Raw genomic sequence first — 16435 nt, forward strand, 5'->3', positions numbered from 1 at the left:
ACGCTGCTCCAGAGCCAGCCCACGTACTCTGCGCGGCCACGCAGCGCATCGACAGGAGAGACCCTCGTGCCGAAGTCACGTATCCGCAAGAAAGCCGACTACACGCCGCCCACGGCGTCGAAGCAGGCAGCCAATATCAAGCTGACCAACCGCGGTTGGGTGGCCCCGGCGATGCTGGCGCTTTTCCTCATCGGACTCGTCTGGATCGTCGTCTTCTACGTGGCCGACGGCACGCTGCCGATCAAGGCGCTCGGCAACTGGAACATCGTCGTGGGCTTCGGCTTCATCGCCGGCGGCTTCGGCGTCTCCACCCAGTGGAAGTAGCTCTCCCCTGAGCTATCCACCGAGTTATCCACAGATTTTGATGAACCATCCACAGCCGTGGAAAAGGTCGCATGATCTGTGGATAACCCTCCGGCTGTTGACGCCGGTATGACTGCCTCAACCCCACTCGACCACCTGTTCGCCCCTTGTCCCTCCTGGTCAAACCCAGGTTGACGACAAGGGGCACAGTTGTTCCCCACAGGATGCACAAGATCCGCCACTCGCTGTGGACAACCTGGCTCATCATCCGTGGATAACCGGGCTCAGGTGAGCTGCGCGGTCCTGACGACGACGGTGACCAGCACGGCGACCAGAACCAGCGCACAGGCCCCGTACTGCACGAGCGCACGACGCTCGCGCGGGGCGTGGACCATCGCGTACCCGACGATCAGGCCGCCGACGAGGCCGCCGATGTGCGCCTGCCAGGCAATGTTGAAGGCCGGGTTGAACGTGAAGATCAGGTTGATCACGAGCAGCGCGATGACCGGCCGCAGATCGTAGTTGAGCCGCCGCATCAGGATTGCCGTCGCACCGAACAGGCCGAAGATCGCACCGGAGGCGCCGAGCGAGGGCTGGTTCTGCGCGGCGAGCAGATAGGTCAGGGCGCTGCCGGCGAGGCCCGAGACCAGATACAGCGCGATGTAGCGGGCGCGTCCGAGGGCCGCTTCCAGCGGGCCGCCGATCCACCACAGGCTGAGCATGTTGAAGGCGATGTGGACGTAACTGCCGTGCAGGAACATCGCGGTGAGCAGCCGGTACCACTGCCCCTCCGCGACGCCTTCGAGGCCGCCGAGGTCGGGAACCCAGGCGAGGCCGAGCATCTCGAACCGCTCGGTGAACCGGTCGCCGACCGTCATCTGCACGACGAACAAGGCCACGCAGAGCCCGAGCAGCACCTTGGTGACCAGGCGCGGATCGGAGGTGACCGTGCCGCCCGCCATCGTCCTGGGCTGGTTGGCGCTCGGCGCGTGCCCGGTCCCCGAGCCGCTGCGCACGCACTCCGGGCAGTGGAACCCGACGGATGCGCTGACCATGCACTCGGGGCAGATGGGCCGTTCACAGCGGGTGCAGCTGATGCCGGTCGGGCGGTCCGGGTGCCGGTAGCAGCCGGGCAGGCCCTCGGCGTCCTTCGGTTCCTGCGGGCTGCCGGGCGCCTGGTCCATGGCGGTCGTCCCCTCGGGTCTCTGGTCGGGTGGTGGGGTGTGGTGACGTCGGCACCGCGCGGCTGCGCAACGCGCCGCCCCGCCCCCGTGCCTACGAACAGGCGACGGACGAGCGGGGCGCTTTAGTTCCCTGCGGGGACTATCGGGTCTTTACCGAGTCCTACCGAGTCTCTATCGGGTTTCTACGAGGACGGACTCGATGACGACGTCGTTGACCGGCCGGTCGGTGCGCGGGTTGGTCTGCGTACCGGCGATCGCGTCGACGGTCTTCTGGCTGGCCTCGTCGACGATCTCACCGAAGATCGTGTGCTTGCGGGTCAGCCAGGCGGTGGACGAGACGGTGATGAAGAACTGCGAACCGTTCGTGCCGGGTCCCGCGTTGGCCATCGCCAGCAGGTACGGCTTGGTGAAGGCCAGGTCGGGGTGGAACTCGTCCTCGAACTGGTAGCCGGGGCCGCCCGTTCCGTTGCCCAGCGGGTCGCCGCCCTGGATCATGAAGCCGCCGATGACGCGGTGGAAGATCGTGCCGTCGTAGAGGGGCGCCGTGGACTTCTCCCCGGTCTCCGGGTTGGTCCATTCACGCTCGCCCTTGGCGAGCTCCACGAAGTTCTTGACCGTCTTGGGAGTGTGGTTCGGCAGCAGCCGGACCTCGATGTCGCCCTGGTTGGTCCTGAGAGTGGCGTACAGCTGCTCGGCCACGATCTGCCTTCCGTTGACATTTGTGCACACCGATCCTCGCACGGCGTCCGTCCGGGGCCCCCGGGCGGACGTGTCAGGGTCGTGTGGGGGTTTCAGCCGCCGAAAACCGGTCTACTCGCAGTCGAAGAGGCGCGCCCCGCCGCGATCCGTGGCATTGTCGTCGCCAAGTCCCTTTATCAAGCCGTACCAAGCCTTACCACCGCATTGACGCTCCTGGCAGGCATGATCCATATAAGGGTGGAAAGGTGAAAACCTGTACGCCACCGAGGAGGAGGATCCTGTGACCCGCATCGACAGCGTGCGCGCCGCGACCGGCTCGGCGAAGGACAGCGTGCTGCATGCCGCGGAAGTGGTGGCCCCCTACGCCGAGTCGGCCAGGGACCGGGCCACGACGTACGCGCAAGAGGCGCGCGTCACGCTCGGGCCCAAGGTTTCGCAGGCAGCGCACCAGGCGCGTGCCCAGTACGACACGCACCTCGCTCCACGCCTCGAGCAGGCGCGGACGCATGTCCCGCCGAAGCTCGACCACGCCGCGCACGACGCGGCGTCCCGCACCCGTGAGGCCGCCCGGCAGGCTGCGGCGTACTCGAAGCCGCGCATCGAGCAGGCGGTGGCCGCGGCCGAGCCGGCTCGCAAGGAGGCCGCGGCGCGAAGCAGCGCCGCCTACTCCGGGCTGCGCGGCGATGTCTCGCCGAAGGAGATCCGCAAGCTTGTGCGCAAGCACGAGCGCCGGTCCCGCTCCGGGCGCCTCGCCAAGCGGCTCGTCGTGCTCGGCATCATCGCGGGTGGCGCGTTCGCCGCGTGGAAGTGGTGGGACAAGCAGGCCAACCCGGACTGGCTGGTGGAACCGCCCGCCGCCACCGAGGTTCCCGACAGTGCTCCGCTGACCTCCGTCGACGGCAGCGGTCGGGATGTCCTCGACCCGGAAGTAGAGGCGAAGCAGGCCGAGGCGGACACCGGCCCGGAAGGCGGCGAGCGCTGACCGCGGCCCGCCCGCATACGGCGAAAGCCCCTCCGACCAGGGTTTTTCCTGGTCGGAGGGGCTTTTTCTGTGGAGCCTAGGAGATTCGAACTCCTGACATCTGCCTTGCAAAAGCAGCGCTCTACCAACTGAGCTAAGGCCCCGAAAACGGTGCGCTCCACCGGAAGAACCGAGCCCCGGTGCGGCACCGTGGACCAGAGTACCGGGTCACCCCCTGAATCCTGCAAAAAGATTGGGGGTCCCGACGGGCGACCACTCTCCGTAAGATGCCCCACGTACTTCGCGGCAGCGAAGGACCGTACTTGGGGAAGCGATGGGGAGACGCAATGGATGCCGCACAGCAGGAAGCCACCGCAAGAGCCAGAGAGCTCCAGCGGAACTGGTACGGGGAGCCGCTGGGGGCGCTCTTCCGTCGGCTGATCGAGGACCTGGGGCTCAATCAGGCCCGCCTCGCGGGGGTGCTCGGGCTTTCCGCCCCCATGCTGTCGCAGCTGATGAGCGGTCAGCGCGCGAAGATCGGCAACCCTGCCGTGGTGCAGCGCGTGCAATTGCTGCAGTCGCTCGCGGGACAGGTCGCCGACGGTAGCGTCAGCGCCGCCGAGGCCACCGAGCGGATGGACGAGATCAAGAAGTCACAGGGCGGGTCGGTGCTCACCAACACCGGGCAGGCGTCGAACAGTTCGGGTGCACCGACGGTGAAGCGCGTGGTGCGTGAGATCCAGTCGCTGCTGCGCTCCGTCTCGGCTGCGAGCGACATCATCGACGCGGCGGACTCGCTCGCCCCCAGCCACCCCGAACTGGCAGAGTTCCTCCGGGTGTACGGCGCGGGGCGCACCTCCGACGCGGTCGCCCACTACCAGTCGCACCAGAGCTGACCCCGGCCCGGCGCGGCGCCGTGTCCGGCTTCGGCTCCGGGAGGGGAGCGACGCACGACCATGGGTGAGGTCTTCGCCGGCCGGTACGAACTGGCCGATCCGATCGGCCGCGGGGGAGTGGGCGCGGTCTGGCGCGCCTGGGACCATCGGCGCCGCCGCTATGTGGCGGCGAAGGTACTGCAGCAGTCCGACGCCCATACTCTGCTGCGCTTCGTGCGCGAGCAGGCGCTGCGCATCGATCATCCGCACGTCCTGGCCCCGGCCAGTTGGGCGGCGGACGACGACAAGGTCCTGTTCACCATGGATCTGGTCGCCGGCGGTTCGCTCGTCCATCTCGTCGCGGACTATGGGCCGCTGCCGCCCCAGTTCGCCTGCGTGCTCCTCGACCAGCTCCTCGCCGGGCTCACCGCCGTGCACGCCGAAGGCGTGGTGCATCGCGACATCAAACCCGCCAACCTCCTGCTCGAGGCCACCGGTACCGGGCTGCCGCATCTGCGCGTGTCCGACTTCGGCATCGCGATGCGCAAGGGCGAGCCGCGCCTGACGGAGGCGGACTATGTGGTGGGCACGCCGGGGTACTTCGCGCCCGAGCAGGAGTTGGGCGCGGAGCCCGACTTCCCCGCGGACCTGTTCGCCGTGGGGCTCGTCGCGCTCCATCTCCTCGAGGGCGCCATGCCCGACTCCAGGGCGCTGATCGAACACTTCGAGGAACACGGCACTCCGCGGGCGCCGCAGGGCGTGCCGGGGCCACTGTGGGGCGTCCTCGCCGGGCTGCTGCAGCCGGACCCCGATACGCGGTTCCGCACCGCGACCGGCGCCCGCAAGGCACTCCTCGCCGCCACCGAACTCCTCCCGGAGCCGGGCCCCGACGACGAGCTGATCGAGGTCTTCGACCAACTCGGCCCCCTTCCCCCGGGCTTCGGCCCCGGCGGCCCACCGGTACGCGGCCGCCGGGCCCGGCCGGTGGCAGATGCGGGGTCGCCGGTGGCAGGGGCGGGTTCGCCGCTGGCAGGGCCGGGTTTGCCGGTAGCAGGGCCGGGATTGCCGGTAGCAGGGGAGGGTTCGCCGGTGGCAGGCCCCGAGACACCGGTGCACGAGGCCGAGACCGCTGGGCAGGCCGCCGCCCCTCCGATACACGGCCCCGAGACACCGGCGCACGGTGCGGACACGACAGGCCACCAGGTAGGTACGGCCGACCCCGGTACGAACGCGGCAAGGCCCGAAGGCGGATCGGCGGGGCGCTCCAAGGGCCCAGTGACGCACAGTGCGGGCGCATCGGTGCCGCATGCTCCGCCGCCACCCGCCAACGCCCTGCTCCCGCCAAGGCCCTTGGCACCCCCCGCGGCCTCGGCCTCCGTCACCCCCGCGGGGTCTCCAGCCCCACCGGCGCCCCAGCTCCCTCCCGCATCCCAACTCCCTCCCGCGCCCAAGATGCCCCCGGCGCCAGCGGCCGGCCTCACCCCGCCGCTGGTCAGCCCCACAGAACCGTCGGCCACGCAGCCCCAGCCACCCGGGGCGCACACCCCACCGACGGCCCACCCAGAATTCGTACCGGAACCCATCCCCGTACGACCTGAACCGGCACCCGTACCTGAACCCGCTCCGGAGCCGGCCCCCGAACCCCCGCTTCGCGCCCCGCACTCGTCCGCCCCCTCCCCGCTCGACCCTCCCCAGGCCCATCACTCTCTGTACGCATCCGGCGACGGAGAAGTTCCCCGGCCCCGGCCAGGACCACCCGTGAGGGTGACGATCCCGGTATTGCTCCTGGCCCTGGCCTGTTTCGCGGTGGGCATCTGGGCACTGACCCGCCCCTGACCGGCCCACCCGCGCCCGGAGCCCGCCCCCCTCTCAGCCCTGCGCCCGCCGCACCTTCCGGACGGCGAGCACCCGCCACGCCGCCAGCCACAGCACCAGCGCACTCCCGGTCCCGACCCCGGCCACCCCCACCAATGTCATCAGGTCGCCCCCCGGTGACGTAGCGGACGAAGCCACCGCACCACCGGAACCCCCACCACGCCCACTCCCGGCACCAGCACCCGGATCAGAATTCGACCCCGCCCCCGACTCCGACCTTGAGCCGGCCCCCGGGCCGGACCCGAAGTCCCACTCCGCCCCGCCTTCCCCCCGCTCGGCAACCGCCCGATCCTCGGCCGTCACCTGGAACTCCCCCGGATCCCGCACATAGTCGGGCGCCTGCTTCGCCGACCCGTCGACGGCCACCCGCAACGTCATCCCGAGCCCTCCGGCCTTCTCCGCCATCGCCGGGTTGAGCGTGACCTTGAGCCAGTACCAGCCCGCGAGCCCCATCGCCGCCTCGTCCTCGCGCGACAGCAGCCGGTTCCCGTACGCCACGGGCGGCAGTGGTTCGAACGCGGCCGACGTCGTGCCACCCGAGTACGTGGCGCCCTTGGCCGCCACCGGCGCCCGCGCGGGGTTGTACAGCTCCATGTCGAGCGCCCCCGGCACCGTTCCCCGCCGGGTACCGCCGCCACCCGCCGAATCGTCCAACTCGGCGCCGAGTGAGAGCTGTTGCCCCCAGTCCACCGGCACCCGGTAGAAGTGGCTCTGCCCCGGCCCGATCCGGTCCTGCCACGCGCCGGACGTCAACGCCCTCGCATCGTTGAACCCCGTGCCCCCGCTGCGCCGCGCACCCGCCCCCGACGGCAGCGTCGCCGGCTCCGACGGCCAGGACCGCGCCCCCGCTCCAGGAGCGGCGGACACCAGCCCCGGCTCGGTGGCCACCCGCAGCTCGAGCCCCCAGTCCCGCTCGCTCGACCCGGCCGCCGCCGTCCGCTCCACGACCACGTAGTACGTCCCCGCCGACTGGCACCGCAGCCCACCCGGACGTACGGAACGTTCGACCGCCACCGCGATCGGCCGCGGATAGGAGCCGGAGCGGAACGTCGCACGCTCCACGTCGCACTGATTTCCCTGGCCGTCCCGCAGCGACACCACGATGCCGTCCGCGACCGCCGCCCTCACGCCCGAGCCGAGCGGCGGGACAGCCACGACCGAGGCGTACGCGGTGGCGGCCCCGTCCAGCTCGACACGGTAGTACGAGGTGACGCCGGCCCCCGCCGCGAGCGAACTCCGGTAGGTCGCACCCGTCTTGAGCTGCGCCGCCGTCGCGCCACTGCGCGCCCCGTCGACGCTCCGGGCGCCCTCTGCGAAGTCATACGGGTTGCCGCTCCCCGCCGCGGCCACCGTCGCAGCCGTCGCCGCCCCTGGCAGCGCCAGTACCAGGGCCGCGCACAGCCCCGCCCCGGCAGCGCCCCTCGCCAGGACCCGGCCGCGCCGCCCCTTCCTCAGCCGCCTCAGGAGTCTCCCCATGGACGGCCATCCTGCCGTTCCACTGCGCACGGTGTCCCGCGTGCGACGGATTCCCGCCACGTCATCGCATACGTAAAGGAGCCCCGAGCAGCCCCCGGACAGCACAAAGCCCCGGCCGCTGCTGCGACCGGGGCCCTATGAAGAGACTGTTGTCGATACTCACGAACCCGTGGGCACGGAGTCAGTCGCCTCCGTCCACAGATCCTGCTCGGCGCGATCCGCCTGGATCTGGCGGTACACGAGGAGCCCGCCGATGGCGGCCAGTGCGACCAGGAGAAGCTTCTTCACCGCGCGACCTCGTCTTTCCTTGACGTAGGGGACTTCTGGCGCCCGACTATACACACCGACCGATACCGATCGGTGACCTGGATCCACCTCAACTCAGCCCCCGAAGTCCGCAGTGGAAAAGGGCGTTTGCGCCCATCCGAGTGGTGTTCATCGGAATATCGACGCCCCGCGAGCGTCGGTCCCGCACCAGCGGGTCCCCATCCACATCATGAGGAAAGTACGCAAATCACCCAACCTGAAAGCGAGGGGCCATGACCAAGCACAAGGTCATGACGCTGTGGACCGTCATCATCTCCACATTCATCGCGCTGTTCTCGGCGCTCGGACTCACCTCCCCGGCCACCGCGGCCACTCCGACTCTGCAGACGGAGAAGACCCAGACCGCGGCGGTCAGTACCCCCGCCCCCGCGACGGCCCGCCCGTACTGGTCGTTCAAGCGGTCCCTGCCACCGACGATGAAGCAGCGCATCCGCGCCGAGGCCCACGGTTCCTCCCCGAGCGCCCGCCACCGCCCGCCGGCCGACACCGAGCAGCGCAACGCCGACAGCCACCTGGCGTCCGAGTCCCTCACGTCGCAGCAGTAGACGGCACCACACAGCAGCAAGAGCCGGAACAGCAAGAACAGCAGGACAGCAGGACGCACGAACAGCAGCAGAGACGGAACAGCCGGGCGAACAACGCCCGGACAAGGCAAGACCGCACAACAGCAACACGCAGCACAGACGCCCAACAGAGCCACACAACAGCAACACGCAGCACAGACGCCCAACAGAGCCGCACGGCACAGACGCACAGCGGCTACCCACAACAGCTACGCACAACAGAAGAGCAGGACTGTCGAACGAGGCCCCAGCCATCCCCTACGGCTGCGCGGGCCCATCGGCATGTCCGGGGACGCCACCCCACCCCACGTACAGCAAAAGACCCCCAAGCGTTTCCGCTTGAGGGTCCTCATTATGTGGGGCTAACAGGATTTGAACCTGTGGCCTCATCCTTATCAGGGATGCGCTCTAACCAACTGAGCTATAGCCCCGCCGCGCTCTGCGGTGTGTGTCCCGCGCGCTGACTCCTGAAGATTAGCGCACTGGGGGGCCAGTCCCAAAATCGATAGTCCTGGCCCGCCCACCAGCGGGTCTGTCGGGCCTCAGCAAGCCGGAGGAACGGTCACTCGTCCTCGGCGAGCGTGAGCTCGATGCCGCCGACGAAGCCCGCGGAGAGGTTGTAGATGAACGCGCCGAGCGTCGCCAGAGCCGTGGCCAGCACGACATCGATGACGGCGATGACCGTCGTGAACATCAGGACGCGCGGCAGCGACAGGAACGACTGCAGGTCGAAGCCGTTGGACTCGTTCGAGCCCGTGGCCTCGGAGATTGTCCCGCCGACCGTGGAGAAGACCCCCATGGCGTCCATGACCATCCACAGCACGGCGGCCGCGATGATCGTGCAGATGCCGAGCGCGATGGACAGCAGGAAGCTGACCTTCATCACCGACCACGGGTCCGCCTTGGCGACCCGCAGACGGGCCTTGCGGGTACGCGGGGTGGTGCGCGCCCCCGTGCGCGGCCTGCGGACAGAGTCCGGGGCGTTCTGGTACGCCTGCGGCGGGTGATACGGCTGGGCCGGCTGTTGCGGCCTCTCGCCCGGCAGGGCACCGCTGCCACCGCTGCCACCGGCCGCGTACTGCTGGGTCTGCGGACCTCGGGTGTCCGTCACAGTTCCCCCCTGGGATCCATGAGACTCGTTCGAGTCGGTCGAGTCGGTCGAGTCGGTCGAGCCGGTTGAGCCTTTGACGTCATCGACGTCATGAGCGGAGCCACGGCCGCTCTCAGTATCCGTACCGGTGGATGTCCCGGTAGAGCCTGCGCCCGTGGCTCCGCTCACGATGACTCACTCCTCGCGCTACTCGGCCGAGGACTGTCCGCCCTCGTCCGTTCCGACGGCCGTCTCGTCGGCGGTGGTGTCGTCGATCTCGGCATCGTCCGCGTCCTGCGGGACGGCACCCTCGACTTCCTCTGCCTCACGGCCGGCCTCGGCGTTACGAGCGATACCGACGACGGCATCGCGCTTGCCCAGGTTGATCAGTTGGACGCCCATGGTGTCACGGCCCGTCTCCCTGACCTCGTTGACTCGCGTACGAATCACACCGCCGGACAGCGTGATGGCGAGGATCTCGTCGGTCTCCTCGGTCACCAGAGCGCCGACGAGCTCTCCACGGTCCTCCACGATCCTGGCGGCCTTGATACCGAGGCCACCGCGACCCTGGACGCGGTACTCGTCGACGTTGGTCCGCTTTGCGTACCCACCGTCGGTGGCGGTGAACACGAACGTACCGGCACGCACGACATTCATCGAGAGCAGTTCGTCTCCCTCGCGGAAGCTCATGCCCTTGACGCCGGACGTGGCACGCCCCATGGGACGCAGCGCGTCGTCCGTGGCGGTGAACCGGATGGACTGCGCCTTCTTACTGATGAGCAGCAGATCGTCCTCGGAGGAGACCAGCTCGGCGCCGATCAGCTCGTCGTCCGAACCGTCCGCCGCCTCGCGGAGGTTGATGGCGATGACACCACCGGAACGCGGCGAGTCGTAGTCCTTCAGAGGCGTCTTCTTTACGAGGCCCGCCTTTGTGGCGAGGACCAGGTAGGGCACCGCTTCGTAGTCGCGGATCGCGAGGATCTCGGCGATCGACTCGTCCGGCTGGAAGGCGAGCAGGTTCGCGACGTGCTGGCCGCGTGCGTCCCGCCCGGCGTCCGGGAGTTCGTACGCCTTCGCGCGGTAGACGCGCCCCTTGTTGGTGAAGAAGAGCAACCAGTGGTGCGTCGTCGACACGAAGAAGTGGTCGACGATGTCGTCTTCCTTGAGCTTCGTGCCGCGCACGCCCTTGCCGCCGCGCTTCTGGGAGCGGTAGTCGTCGGTCTTGGTGCGCTTGACGTAACCGCCACGCGAAATGGTGACGACGATGTCCTCTTCGGCGATGAGGTCCTCGACGGACATGTCGCCTTCGAAGGGCACCAGCATGGTGCGGCGGTCGTCGCCGAACTTGTCGACGATCTGCTGCAGCTCCGAGCTGACGATCTGTCGCTGCCGCTCGGGCGAGGCCAGGATCGCGTTGTACTCGTTGATCTTCAGCTGGAGTTCGTCGTGCTCCTGGACGATCTTCTGGCGCTCCAGGGCGGCCAGTCGGCGCAGCTGCATCTCGAGGATGGCGTTCGCCTGGATCTCGTCGATCGCCAGGAGCTCCATGAGGCCCCCGCGCGCGACGTCGACGGTCTCACTGCGCCGGATGAGCGCGATGACCTCGTCGATGGCGTCCAGGGCCTTCAGGAGGCCACGCAGGATGTGGGCGCGCTCCTCCGCCTTGCGCAGGCGGAACTTCGTCCGGCGGACGATGACCTCGATCTGGTGCGCCACCCAGTGCCGGATGAACGCGTCGAGCGACAGCGTGCGCGGGACGCCGTCGACCAGCGCCAGCATGTTGGCGCCGAAGTTCGTCTGGAGGTCGGTGTGCTTGTACAGGTTGTTCAGCACGACCTTGGCGACCGCGTCCCGCTTCAGGACGATGACCAGGCGCTGGCCCGTACGGGACGACGTCTCGTCGCGGACGTCCGCGATGCCGCCGACCTTGCCGTCCTTCACGAGGTCGGCGATCTTCTGGGCGAGGTTGTCCGGGTTGACCTGGTAGGGCAGCTCTGTGACGACCAGGCACTGGCGGTTCTGGATCTCCTCGACCGCGACGACCGCGCGCATCGTGATGGAGCCACGGCCGGTGCGGTACGCCTCCTCGATGCCCTTACGGCCCACTACAAGGGCGCCGCTCGGGAAGTCGGGGCCCTTGATGCGCTCGATGAGGGCGTCCAGGAGCTCCTCGTGCGAGGCCTCCGGGTTCTCCAGGGCCCACTGGGCGCCGGCCGCCACCTCGCGCAGGTTGTGCGGCGGGATGTTGGTCGCCATGCCGACCGCGATGCCCGCCGAACCGTTGACCAGCAGGTTCGGGAAGCGGGCCGGCAGGACGGTCGGCTCCTGGGAGCGGCCGTCGTAGTTGTCCGTGAAATCGACGGTTTCCTCGTCGATGTCACGGACCATCTCCATGGACAGCGGCTTCATCTTGCACTCGGTGTAGCGCATGGCGGCCGCGGGGTCGTTGCCCGGAGAACCGAAGTTTCCGTTGGAGTCCACCAACGGCATGCGCATCGACCACGGCTGGGCCAGGCGGACCAGGGCGTCGTAGATCGAGGAGTCGCCGTGCGGGTGGTAGTTACCCATGACGTCACCGACGACGCGAGCGCACTTGTAGAAGCCCTTCTCGGGCCGGTAGCCACCGTCGTACATGGCGTACAGGACGCGGCGGTGGACGGGCTTGAGGCCGTCACGTACGTCGGGCAGCGCGCGGGACACGATGACGGACATCGCGTAGTCGAGGTAGGAGCGCTGCATCTCCGTCTCGAGCCCTACGGGCTCGATGCGCATCGCGATGGCGCTGCCGTCCTCGTTCTCCGAAGGAGGCGGCGTGGGGGTGTTCTCGTCGGCCATTGCTGGTCAAGATCCTTTCTGCGCGGTCAGCTGAGACCGACTCAGATGTCGAGGAAGCGGACGTCCTTGGCGTTGCGCTGGATGAACGAGCGCCGGGCCTCGACGTCCTCGCCCATGAGGACCGAGAACAGGTCGTCGGCCTGGGCGGCGTCGTCCAGGGTGACCTGGCCGAGCACGCGGTGCTCCTGGTCCATGGTCGTGACGCGCAGCTCCTCGGCGTTCATCTCACCGAGGCCCTTGAAGCGCTGGATCGAGTCCTCGCGGACGCGCTTGCCCGCCTGCCGGCCCATCTCGGTCAGGGCGTCGCGCTCACGGTCCGAGTACGCGTACTCGAAGTCGTCACGGCCCCACTTGATCTTGTAGAGCGGCGGGCGCGACAGGAACACGTGACCGGCTTCGACGAGCGGCCGCATGAAGCGGAACAGGAACGTCAGGAGCAGCGTGTTGATGTGCTGACCGTCGACGTCGGCGTCCGCCATCAGGATGATCTTGTGATAGCGGAGCTTCTCGATGTCGAAGTCCTCGTGGACTCCGGTGCCGAAGGCCGAGATCAGCGCCTGGATCTCCTGGTTGTGCAGGATCTTGTCGATGCGCGCCTTCTCGACGTTCAGGATCTTGCCTCGGATCGGCAGGATGGCCTGGTACATCGGGTCACGGCCGGACTTGGCCGAGCCACCGGCGGAGTCACCCTCGACGATGAAGATCTCGCACTTGGTGGGGTCGTTCGACTGGCAGTCGGAGAGCTTGCCCGGCAGGGAGGCGGTCTCCAGGAGGCCCTTGCGACGGGTCAGGTCACGGGCCTTACGGGCCGCCACGCGCGCGGTGGCCGCCTGGATGGCCTTGCGGATGATGTCCGTGGCCTCGACGGGGTTCCGGTCGAGCCAGTCCTGGAGGTGCTCGTAGACGACCTTCTGGACGAAGGTCTTCGCCTCGGTGTTGCCCAGCTTGGTCTTGGTCTGGCCCTCGAACTGCGGCTCGCTCAGCTTGATCGAGATGATCGCGGTCAGACCCTCGCGGATGTCGTCGCCCGTGAGGTTGTCGTCCTTCTCGCGCAGCAGCTTCTTGTCGCGCGCGTACCGGTTGATGAGGCCCGTCATCGCGGCGCGGAAGCCCTCTTCGTGGGTACCGCCCTCGTGCGTGTGGATCACGTTGGCAAAGGAGTAGACGCCCTCGCTGTAGCTGGTGTTCCACTGCATCGCGACCTCGATGGAAAGGAGCTTCTCCTTGTCCTCGGCCTCGATGTCGATCACGGAGGGGTGAACGACCTCTCCCTTACGGGAGTTGAGGTACTTCACGAAGTCGACGATGCCGCCTTCGTAGTGGTACGACACCGAACGCGGCTCGAAGGCGGTGTCGTCGCCCGCCTCGTTCGTGTCCGCTCCGGCCGTGGCCTTCGCGATGTCGCGCTCGTCCGTGAGGTTGATCCGCAGGCCCTTGTTGAGGAAGGCCATCTCCTGGAAGCGCCGCGACAGCGTCTCGAAGGAGTACTCGGTGGTCTCGAAGATGTCGCCGTCGGCCCAGAAGGTGACCGAGGTACCGGTCTCCTCGGTCGCCTCGTGCTTCGCCAGCGGCGCCGTCGGAACGCCGGCCTTGTACTCCTGCGTCCAGCGGTAGCCCTCGGTCCTGATCTCGACGGAGACCTTTGTGGACAGCGCGTTCACGACGGAGACGCCCACACCGTGCAGACCACCGGAGACGGCGTAACCGCCGCCTCCGAACTTGCCGCCTGCGTGCAGGACGGTGAGGACGACCTCGACGGCGGGCTTGCCCTCGGAGGCGACCATGCCGACGGGGATGCCACGGCCGTTGTCGACGACGCGGACGCCGCCGTCTTGCAGGATCGTGACGTCGATCGTGTCCGCGTGACCCGCGAGGGCCTCGTCGACGGAGTTGTCCACGACCTCCTGCACCATGTGGTGAAGGCCACGCTCACCGGTCGAGCCGATGTACATGCCGGGTCGCTTGCGGACCGCGTCCAGCCCTTCGAGGACGGTGATCGCACTGGCGTCGTACGAGGCCTCTGTGGCCCCGCCGTGCACTGCGGCGTCGGTGGACGGGATGTTCTCGTTGGGGTTGCCGGAATCGGCCACGAAGCGCCCTTTCTGGCACAGCACAAGCCAAGCTCCCGGTTGGTGGCCGGAGCGGCTGCGGCGTGTTTGTTCGGTAAGCCCTGATCAGCGTTGCTCGGTGCGTCCCACAAGTGGGGCGGGATTGTCTCCCAGTGTACCGGTAGCTCGGACATAGATGGGGGTTTGGCGGCGCCTGAGTCCGCATGTGCCGCCCTCAACCGGTCTCGGCCGACTCCCCCTATGCGGTGCGGGGCTTCAGGAGGCTCACAGCGGCACTCAGCGCTTCCGGGTATGAACCACCAGCTACGGAGGCCCTTCACTCACCCGTAGGTGTCACCGGGACCGGTGCTTCCGGGGGCTCGCAAGGGGCCGTAGCGGCGCGGACCGCCGCCGGGATTCTTGATGTCGATGCGCCGCACAGCGCCGTGCCCGAGATCCTCGTTCAACCGCCTGACCAGCTGCGGAGCCAGCATCCGCACCTGAGTCGCCCAGGCCGTCGAATCGCACTGCACCACCAGAACCCGCTCGTCCTCGTCGTACTTCTGCGGAACACAGTGCTTGGCGAGGTCCTCACCGACGATCTGCGGCCAGCGACCCATGACGCCGCCTACCGCGGCCGGTGTCTCCCAGCCCCGCTCGGTGATCAACCGGTTGATGGCGGAGCCGAGCCCCATCGGATCCCGACCGTCGGAACGCGCTCCGGACCGCAGTCCGCCGCCGCGCCGCGCCTGCTTCTTCTGCTGCGCGGAGTCACCACGCGCGCGTGCCGCCTCTTTCGCCGCACGTAGGGCGACGCGGGCCAGATCGACACCCGAAGGCTCGGGATCGCCTTTTGGTTCCCGCGGGTCCTTCGCACCTTCGGGGGATTCTCCGGCGCTCACAGTCGCTCCACCGTCCCGTCCGACACCGCGTAGCGCGTGCCCGCCAGCACAACCGGTACGTCGTCGTCGACGGCAGCCGTGACGAGAACCTGCTCACCGGGCGCCACAAGCTCCGCCAGGCGCTCCCTGCGGCGCGCATCCAGCTCGGCGAAGACGTCGTCGAGAACGAGCACCGGCTCGTTGCCCTCGGCCCGCAGCAGGTCGTACGAGGCCAAGCGGAGCGCCAGCGCATACGACCAGGATTCGCCGTGGCTCGCGTAGCCCTTGGCGGGCAACTGGCCGAGCTTGAGGACCAGTTCGTCGCGGTGCGGGCCGACCAGCGTGACGCCCCGCTCGATCTCCTGCTTGCGCGCCCCCTCGAGGGCGGCGAGGAGTTGCTCGTACAGCTCCTCGCGCGCGTGCCCGAATATTTCGGGGGACGAGGGCTTGTACTCCAGGGCGATCGGCCCGCCACCCGGCGCCAGCTGCTCGTACGCCTTGTCGGCGAGCGGCTGCAGCGTCGCGATCAGGTCGAGCCGCTGCGCGAGGAGTTCCGCCCCCGCGCGCGCGATGTGCTGGTCCCACACGTCGAGCGTGGACAGATCCATCGAGCGCCCGCCGTGCCGCCGCGCGAGCGCCGCCGTCTTCAGGAGCGTGTTGCGCTGCTTCAGGACACGGTCGTAATCGGAGCGCACGCCCGCCATCCGGGGCGAGCGTGCGGTGACCAGCTCGTCGAGGAAGCGCCGGCGCTCACCGGGATCGCCCTTCACCAGGGCCAGGTCCTCGGGCGCGAACAGCACCGTCCGTACGATCCCGAGCACGTCACGCGGCTTGACCTGCGAAGACCTGTTGATCCTTGCGCGATTCGCCTTACCCGGGTTCAGCTCCAGCTCGACGAGCTGCTGGCGCTCGCCCTGCCGGACCTGCGCCCGGATCACGGCACGCTCGGCGCCCATGCGCACCAGCGGAGCATCCGAGGAGACGCGGTGGCTACCGAGCGTGGCGAGGTAGCCGACGGCCTCGACGATGTTCGTCTTGCCCTGCCCGTTCGGACCCACGAACGCGGTGACGCCCGGGTCGAGAGGGACCTCCGCCCGGGTGTACGAGCGGAAGTCGGCCAGCGACAGATGCGTGACGTGCATGGTCGTGGGCCGACCTCCCCCAGAGTTCTGAACAGCGGTTTTCTACAGGCGCGGTGTTCTACAGGTGTGGATTACTTCTTCTCGACGGCGTGGCCGCCGAACTGGTTGCGCAGCGCCGCGATCATCTTCATCTGCGGCGAGTCCTCCTGGCGGGAGGAGAAGCGCGCGAACAGCGA

General features: G+C 68.6%; 14 protein-coding genes, 2 tRNA genes and 1 pseudogene. 5 read left to right on the plus strand and 12 right to left on the minus strand.

The window, feature by feature from the left end:
* Positions 1-66 precede the first annotated feature (66 nt).
* Complete coding sequence (gene crgA, locus ABT004_RS17555; protein WP_351337328.1) at positions 67-324, plus strand: cell division protein CrgA; 258 nt, start codon at positions 67-69, stop codon at positions 322-324.
* Between the two features lie 263 nt (positions 325-587).
* Here crgA and ABT004_RS17560 read toward each other — a convergent pair whose 3' ends face one another.
* Positions 588-1487: a rhomboid family intramembrane serine protease gene (locus ABT004_RS17560; protein ID WP_351337331.1), complete on the minus strand. Its 900-nt coding sequence runs from the start codon at positions 1485-1487 to the stop codon at positions 588-590.
* A gap of 171 nt (positions 1488-1658) precedes the next feature.
* Positions 1659-2186, minus strand: coding sequence for a peptidylprolyl isomerase (locus tag ABT004_RS17565; RefSeq protein WP_351337334.1), 528 nt, complete (start codon positions 2184-2186; stop codon positions 1659-1661).
* Positions 2187-2466: 280 nt separating this feature from the next.
* Here ABT004_RS17565 and ABT004_RS17570 point away from each other — a divergent pair, with 280 nt between their 5' ends.
* Positions 2467-3168, plus strand: a complete 702-nt coding sequence (locus ABT004_RS17570) for a DUF5324 family protein (RefSeq protein WP_351337337.1) — start codon at positions 2467-2469, stop codon at positions 3166-3168.
* Positions 3169-3238: 70 nt separating this feature from the next.
* Here the strand turns inward: ABT004_RS17570 and ABT004_RS17575 are convergent.
* Positions 3239-3311, minus strand: a tRNA-Ala gene (locus ABT004_RS17575).
* Positions 3312-3494: 183 nt separating this feature from the next.
* Here ABT004_RS17575 and ABT004_RS17580 point away from each other — a divergent pair.
* Both ABT004_RS17580 and ABT004_RS17585 read left to right on the plus strand, forming a co-directional pair.
* Complete coding sequence (locus tag ABT004_RS17580; RefSeq protein WP_351337340.1) at positions 3495-4043, plus strand: helix-turn-helix domain-containing protein; 549 nt, start codon at positions 3495-3497, stop codon at positions 4041-4043.
* Between the two features lie 60 nt (positions 4044-4103).
* Entirely contained in the window at positions 4104-5858 is a 1755-nt protein-coding gene (locus ABT004_RS17585) for a serine/threonine-protein kinase (protein ID WP_351337343.1), read from the plus strand.
* Between the two features lie 33 nt (positions 5859-5891).
* On the opposite strand, the gene ABT004_RS17590 is transcribed toward ABT004_RS17585, so the two are convergent.
* The gene (locus tag ABT004_RS17590) at positions 5892-7373 is read right to left on the minus strand and encodes a hypothetical protein (protein ID WP_351337345.1); all 1482 of its coding nucleotides are present in this window, start codon (positions 7371-7373) and stop codon (positions 5892-5894) included.
* Positions 7374-7532: 159 nt separating this feature from the next.
* On the minus strand, positions 7533-7661 hold the full coding sequence (locus tag ABT004_RS17595) for a DLW-39 family protein (RefSeq protein ID WP_003999697.1): 129 nt from the start codon (positions 7659-7661) through the stop codon (positions 7533-7535).
* A gap of 251 nt (positions 7662-7912) precedes the next feature.
* On the opposite strand from ABT004_RS17595, the gene ABT004_RS17600 reads away from it, so the two are divergent.
* On the plus strand, positions 7913-8245 hold the full coding sequence (locus ABT004_RS17600) for a DUF6344 domain-containing protein (protein ID WP_351337347.1): 333 nt from the start codon (positions 7913-7915) through the stop codon (positions 8243-8245).
* Between the two features lie 375 nt (positions 8246-8620).
* Here ABT004_RS17600 and ABT004_RS17605 read toward each other — a convergent pair.
* The 7 genes and pseudogenes from ABT004_RS17605 to ABT004_RS17635 form a co-directional block, all read right to left on the minus strand.
* Positions 8621-8694, minus strand: a tRNA-Ile gene (locus tag ABT004_RS17605).
* Positions 8695-8825: 131 nt separating this feature from the next.
* Complete coding sequence (locus ABT004_RS17610) at positions 8826-9542, minus strand: DUF3566 domain-containing protein (protein WP_351337350.1); 717 nt, start codon at positions 9540-9542, stop codon at positions 8826-8828.
* Positions 9543-9560: 18 nt separating this feature from the next.
* Positions 9561-12188, minus strand: a complete 2628-nt coding sequence (gene gyrA, locus ABT004_RS17615) for a DNA gyrase subunit A (RefSeq protein ID WP_351337353.1) — start codon at positions 12186-12188, stop codon at positions 9561-9563.
* Between the two features lie 41 nt (positions 12189-12229).
* The gene (gene gyrB, locus ABT004_RS17620; RefSeq protein ID WP_351337356.1) at positions 12230-14278 is read right to left on the minus strand and encodes a DNA topoisomerase (ATP-hydrolyzing) subunit B; all 2049 of its coding nucleotides are present in this window, start codon (positions 14276-14278) and stop codon (positions 12230-12232) included.
* A gap of 299 nt (positions 14279-14577) precedes the next feature.
* Positions 14578-15138 carry a DciA family protein gene (locus tag ABT004_RS17625; protein ID WP_351337359.1) on the minus strand — a complete coding sequence of 187 codons (561 nt, stop codon included), beginning with the start codon at positions 15136-15138 and terminating at the stop codon, positions 14578-14580.
* Positions 15135-16259, minus strand: coding sequence for a DNA replication/repair protein RecF (gene recF, locus ABT004_RS17630; protein WP_351337362.1), 1125 nt, complete (start codon positions 16257-16259; stop codon positions 15135-15137). Before recF ends, ABT004_RS17625 begins: the two co-directional genes overlap by 4 nt.
* Before the next feature lie 71 nt (positions 16260-16330).
* Positions 16331-16435: pseudogene (locus ABT004_RS17635) on the minus strand (6-phosphogluconate dehydrogenase); the annotation flags it as partial.

It is taken from the genome of Streptomyces sp. NPDC002790 (assembly GCF_040295505.1).
Classification (GTDB): domain Bacteria; phylum Actinomycetota; class Actinomycetes; order Streptomycetales; family Streptomycetaceae; genus Streptomyces.

Coding starts and splice junctions, on each gene's coding strand:
- ABT004_RS17560 (WP_351337331.1), bottom strand. CDS start 1,487: ATGGACCAGGCGCCCGGCAGCCCGCAGGAACCGAAGGACGCCGAGGGC.
- ABT004_RS17580 (WP_351337340.1), top strand. CDS start 3,495: ATGGATGCCGCACAGCAGGAAGCCACCGCAAGAGCCAGAGAGCTCCAG.
- ABT004_RS17585 (WP_351337343.1), top strand. CDS start 4,104: ATGGGTGAGGTCTTCGCCGGCCGGTACGAACTGGCCGATCCGATCGGC.
- ABT004_RS17590 (WP_351337345.1), bottom strand. CDS start 7,373: ATGGGGAGACTCCTGAGGCGGCTGAGGAAGGGGCGGCGCGGCCGGGTC.
- ABT004_RS17600 (WP_351337347.1), top strand. CDS start 7,913: ATGACCAAGCACAAGGTCATGACGCTGTGGACCGTCATCATCTCCACA.
- gyrA (WP_351337353.1), bottom strand. CDS start 12,188: ATGGCCGACGAGAACACCCCCACGCCGCCTCCTTCGGAGAACGAGGAC.
- recF (WP_351337362.1), bottom strand. CDS start 16,259: ATGCACGTCACGCATCTGTCGCTGGCCGACTTCCGCTCGTACACCCGG.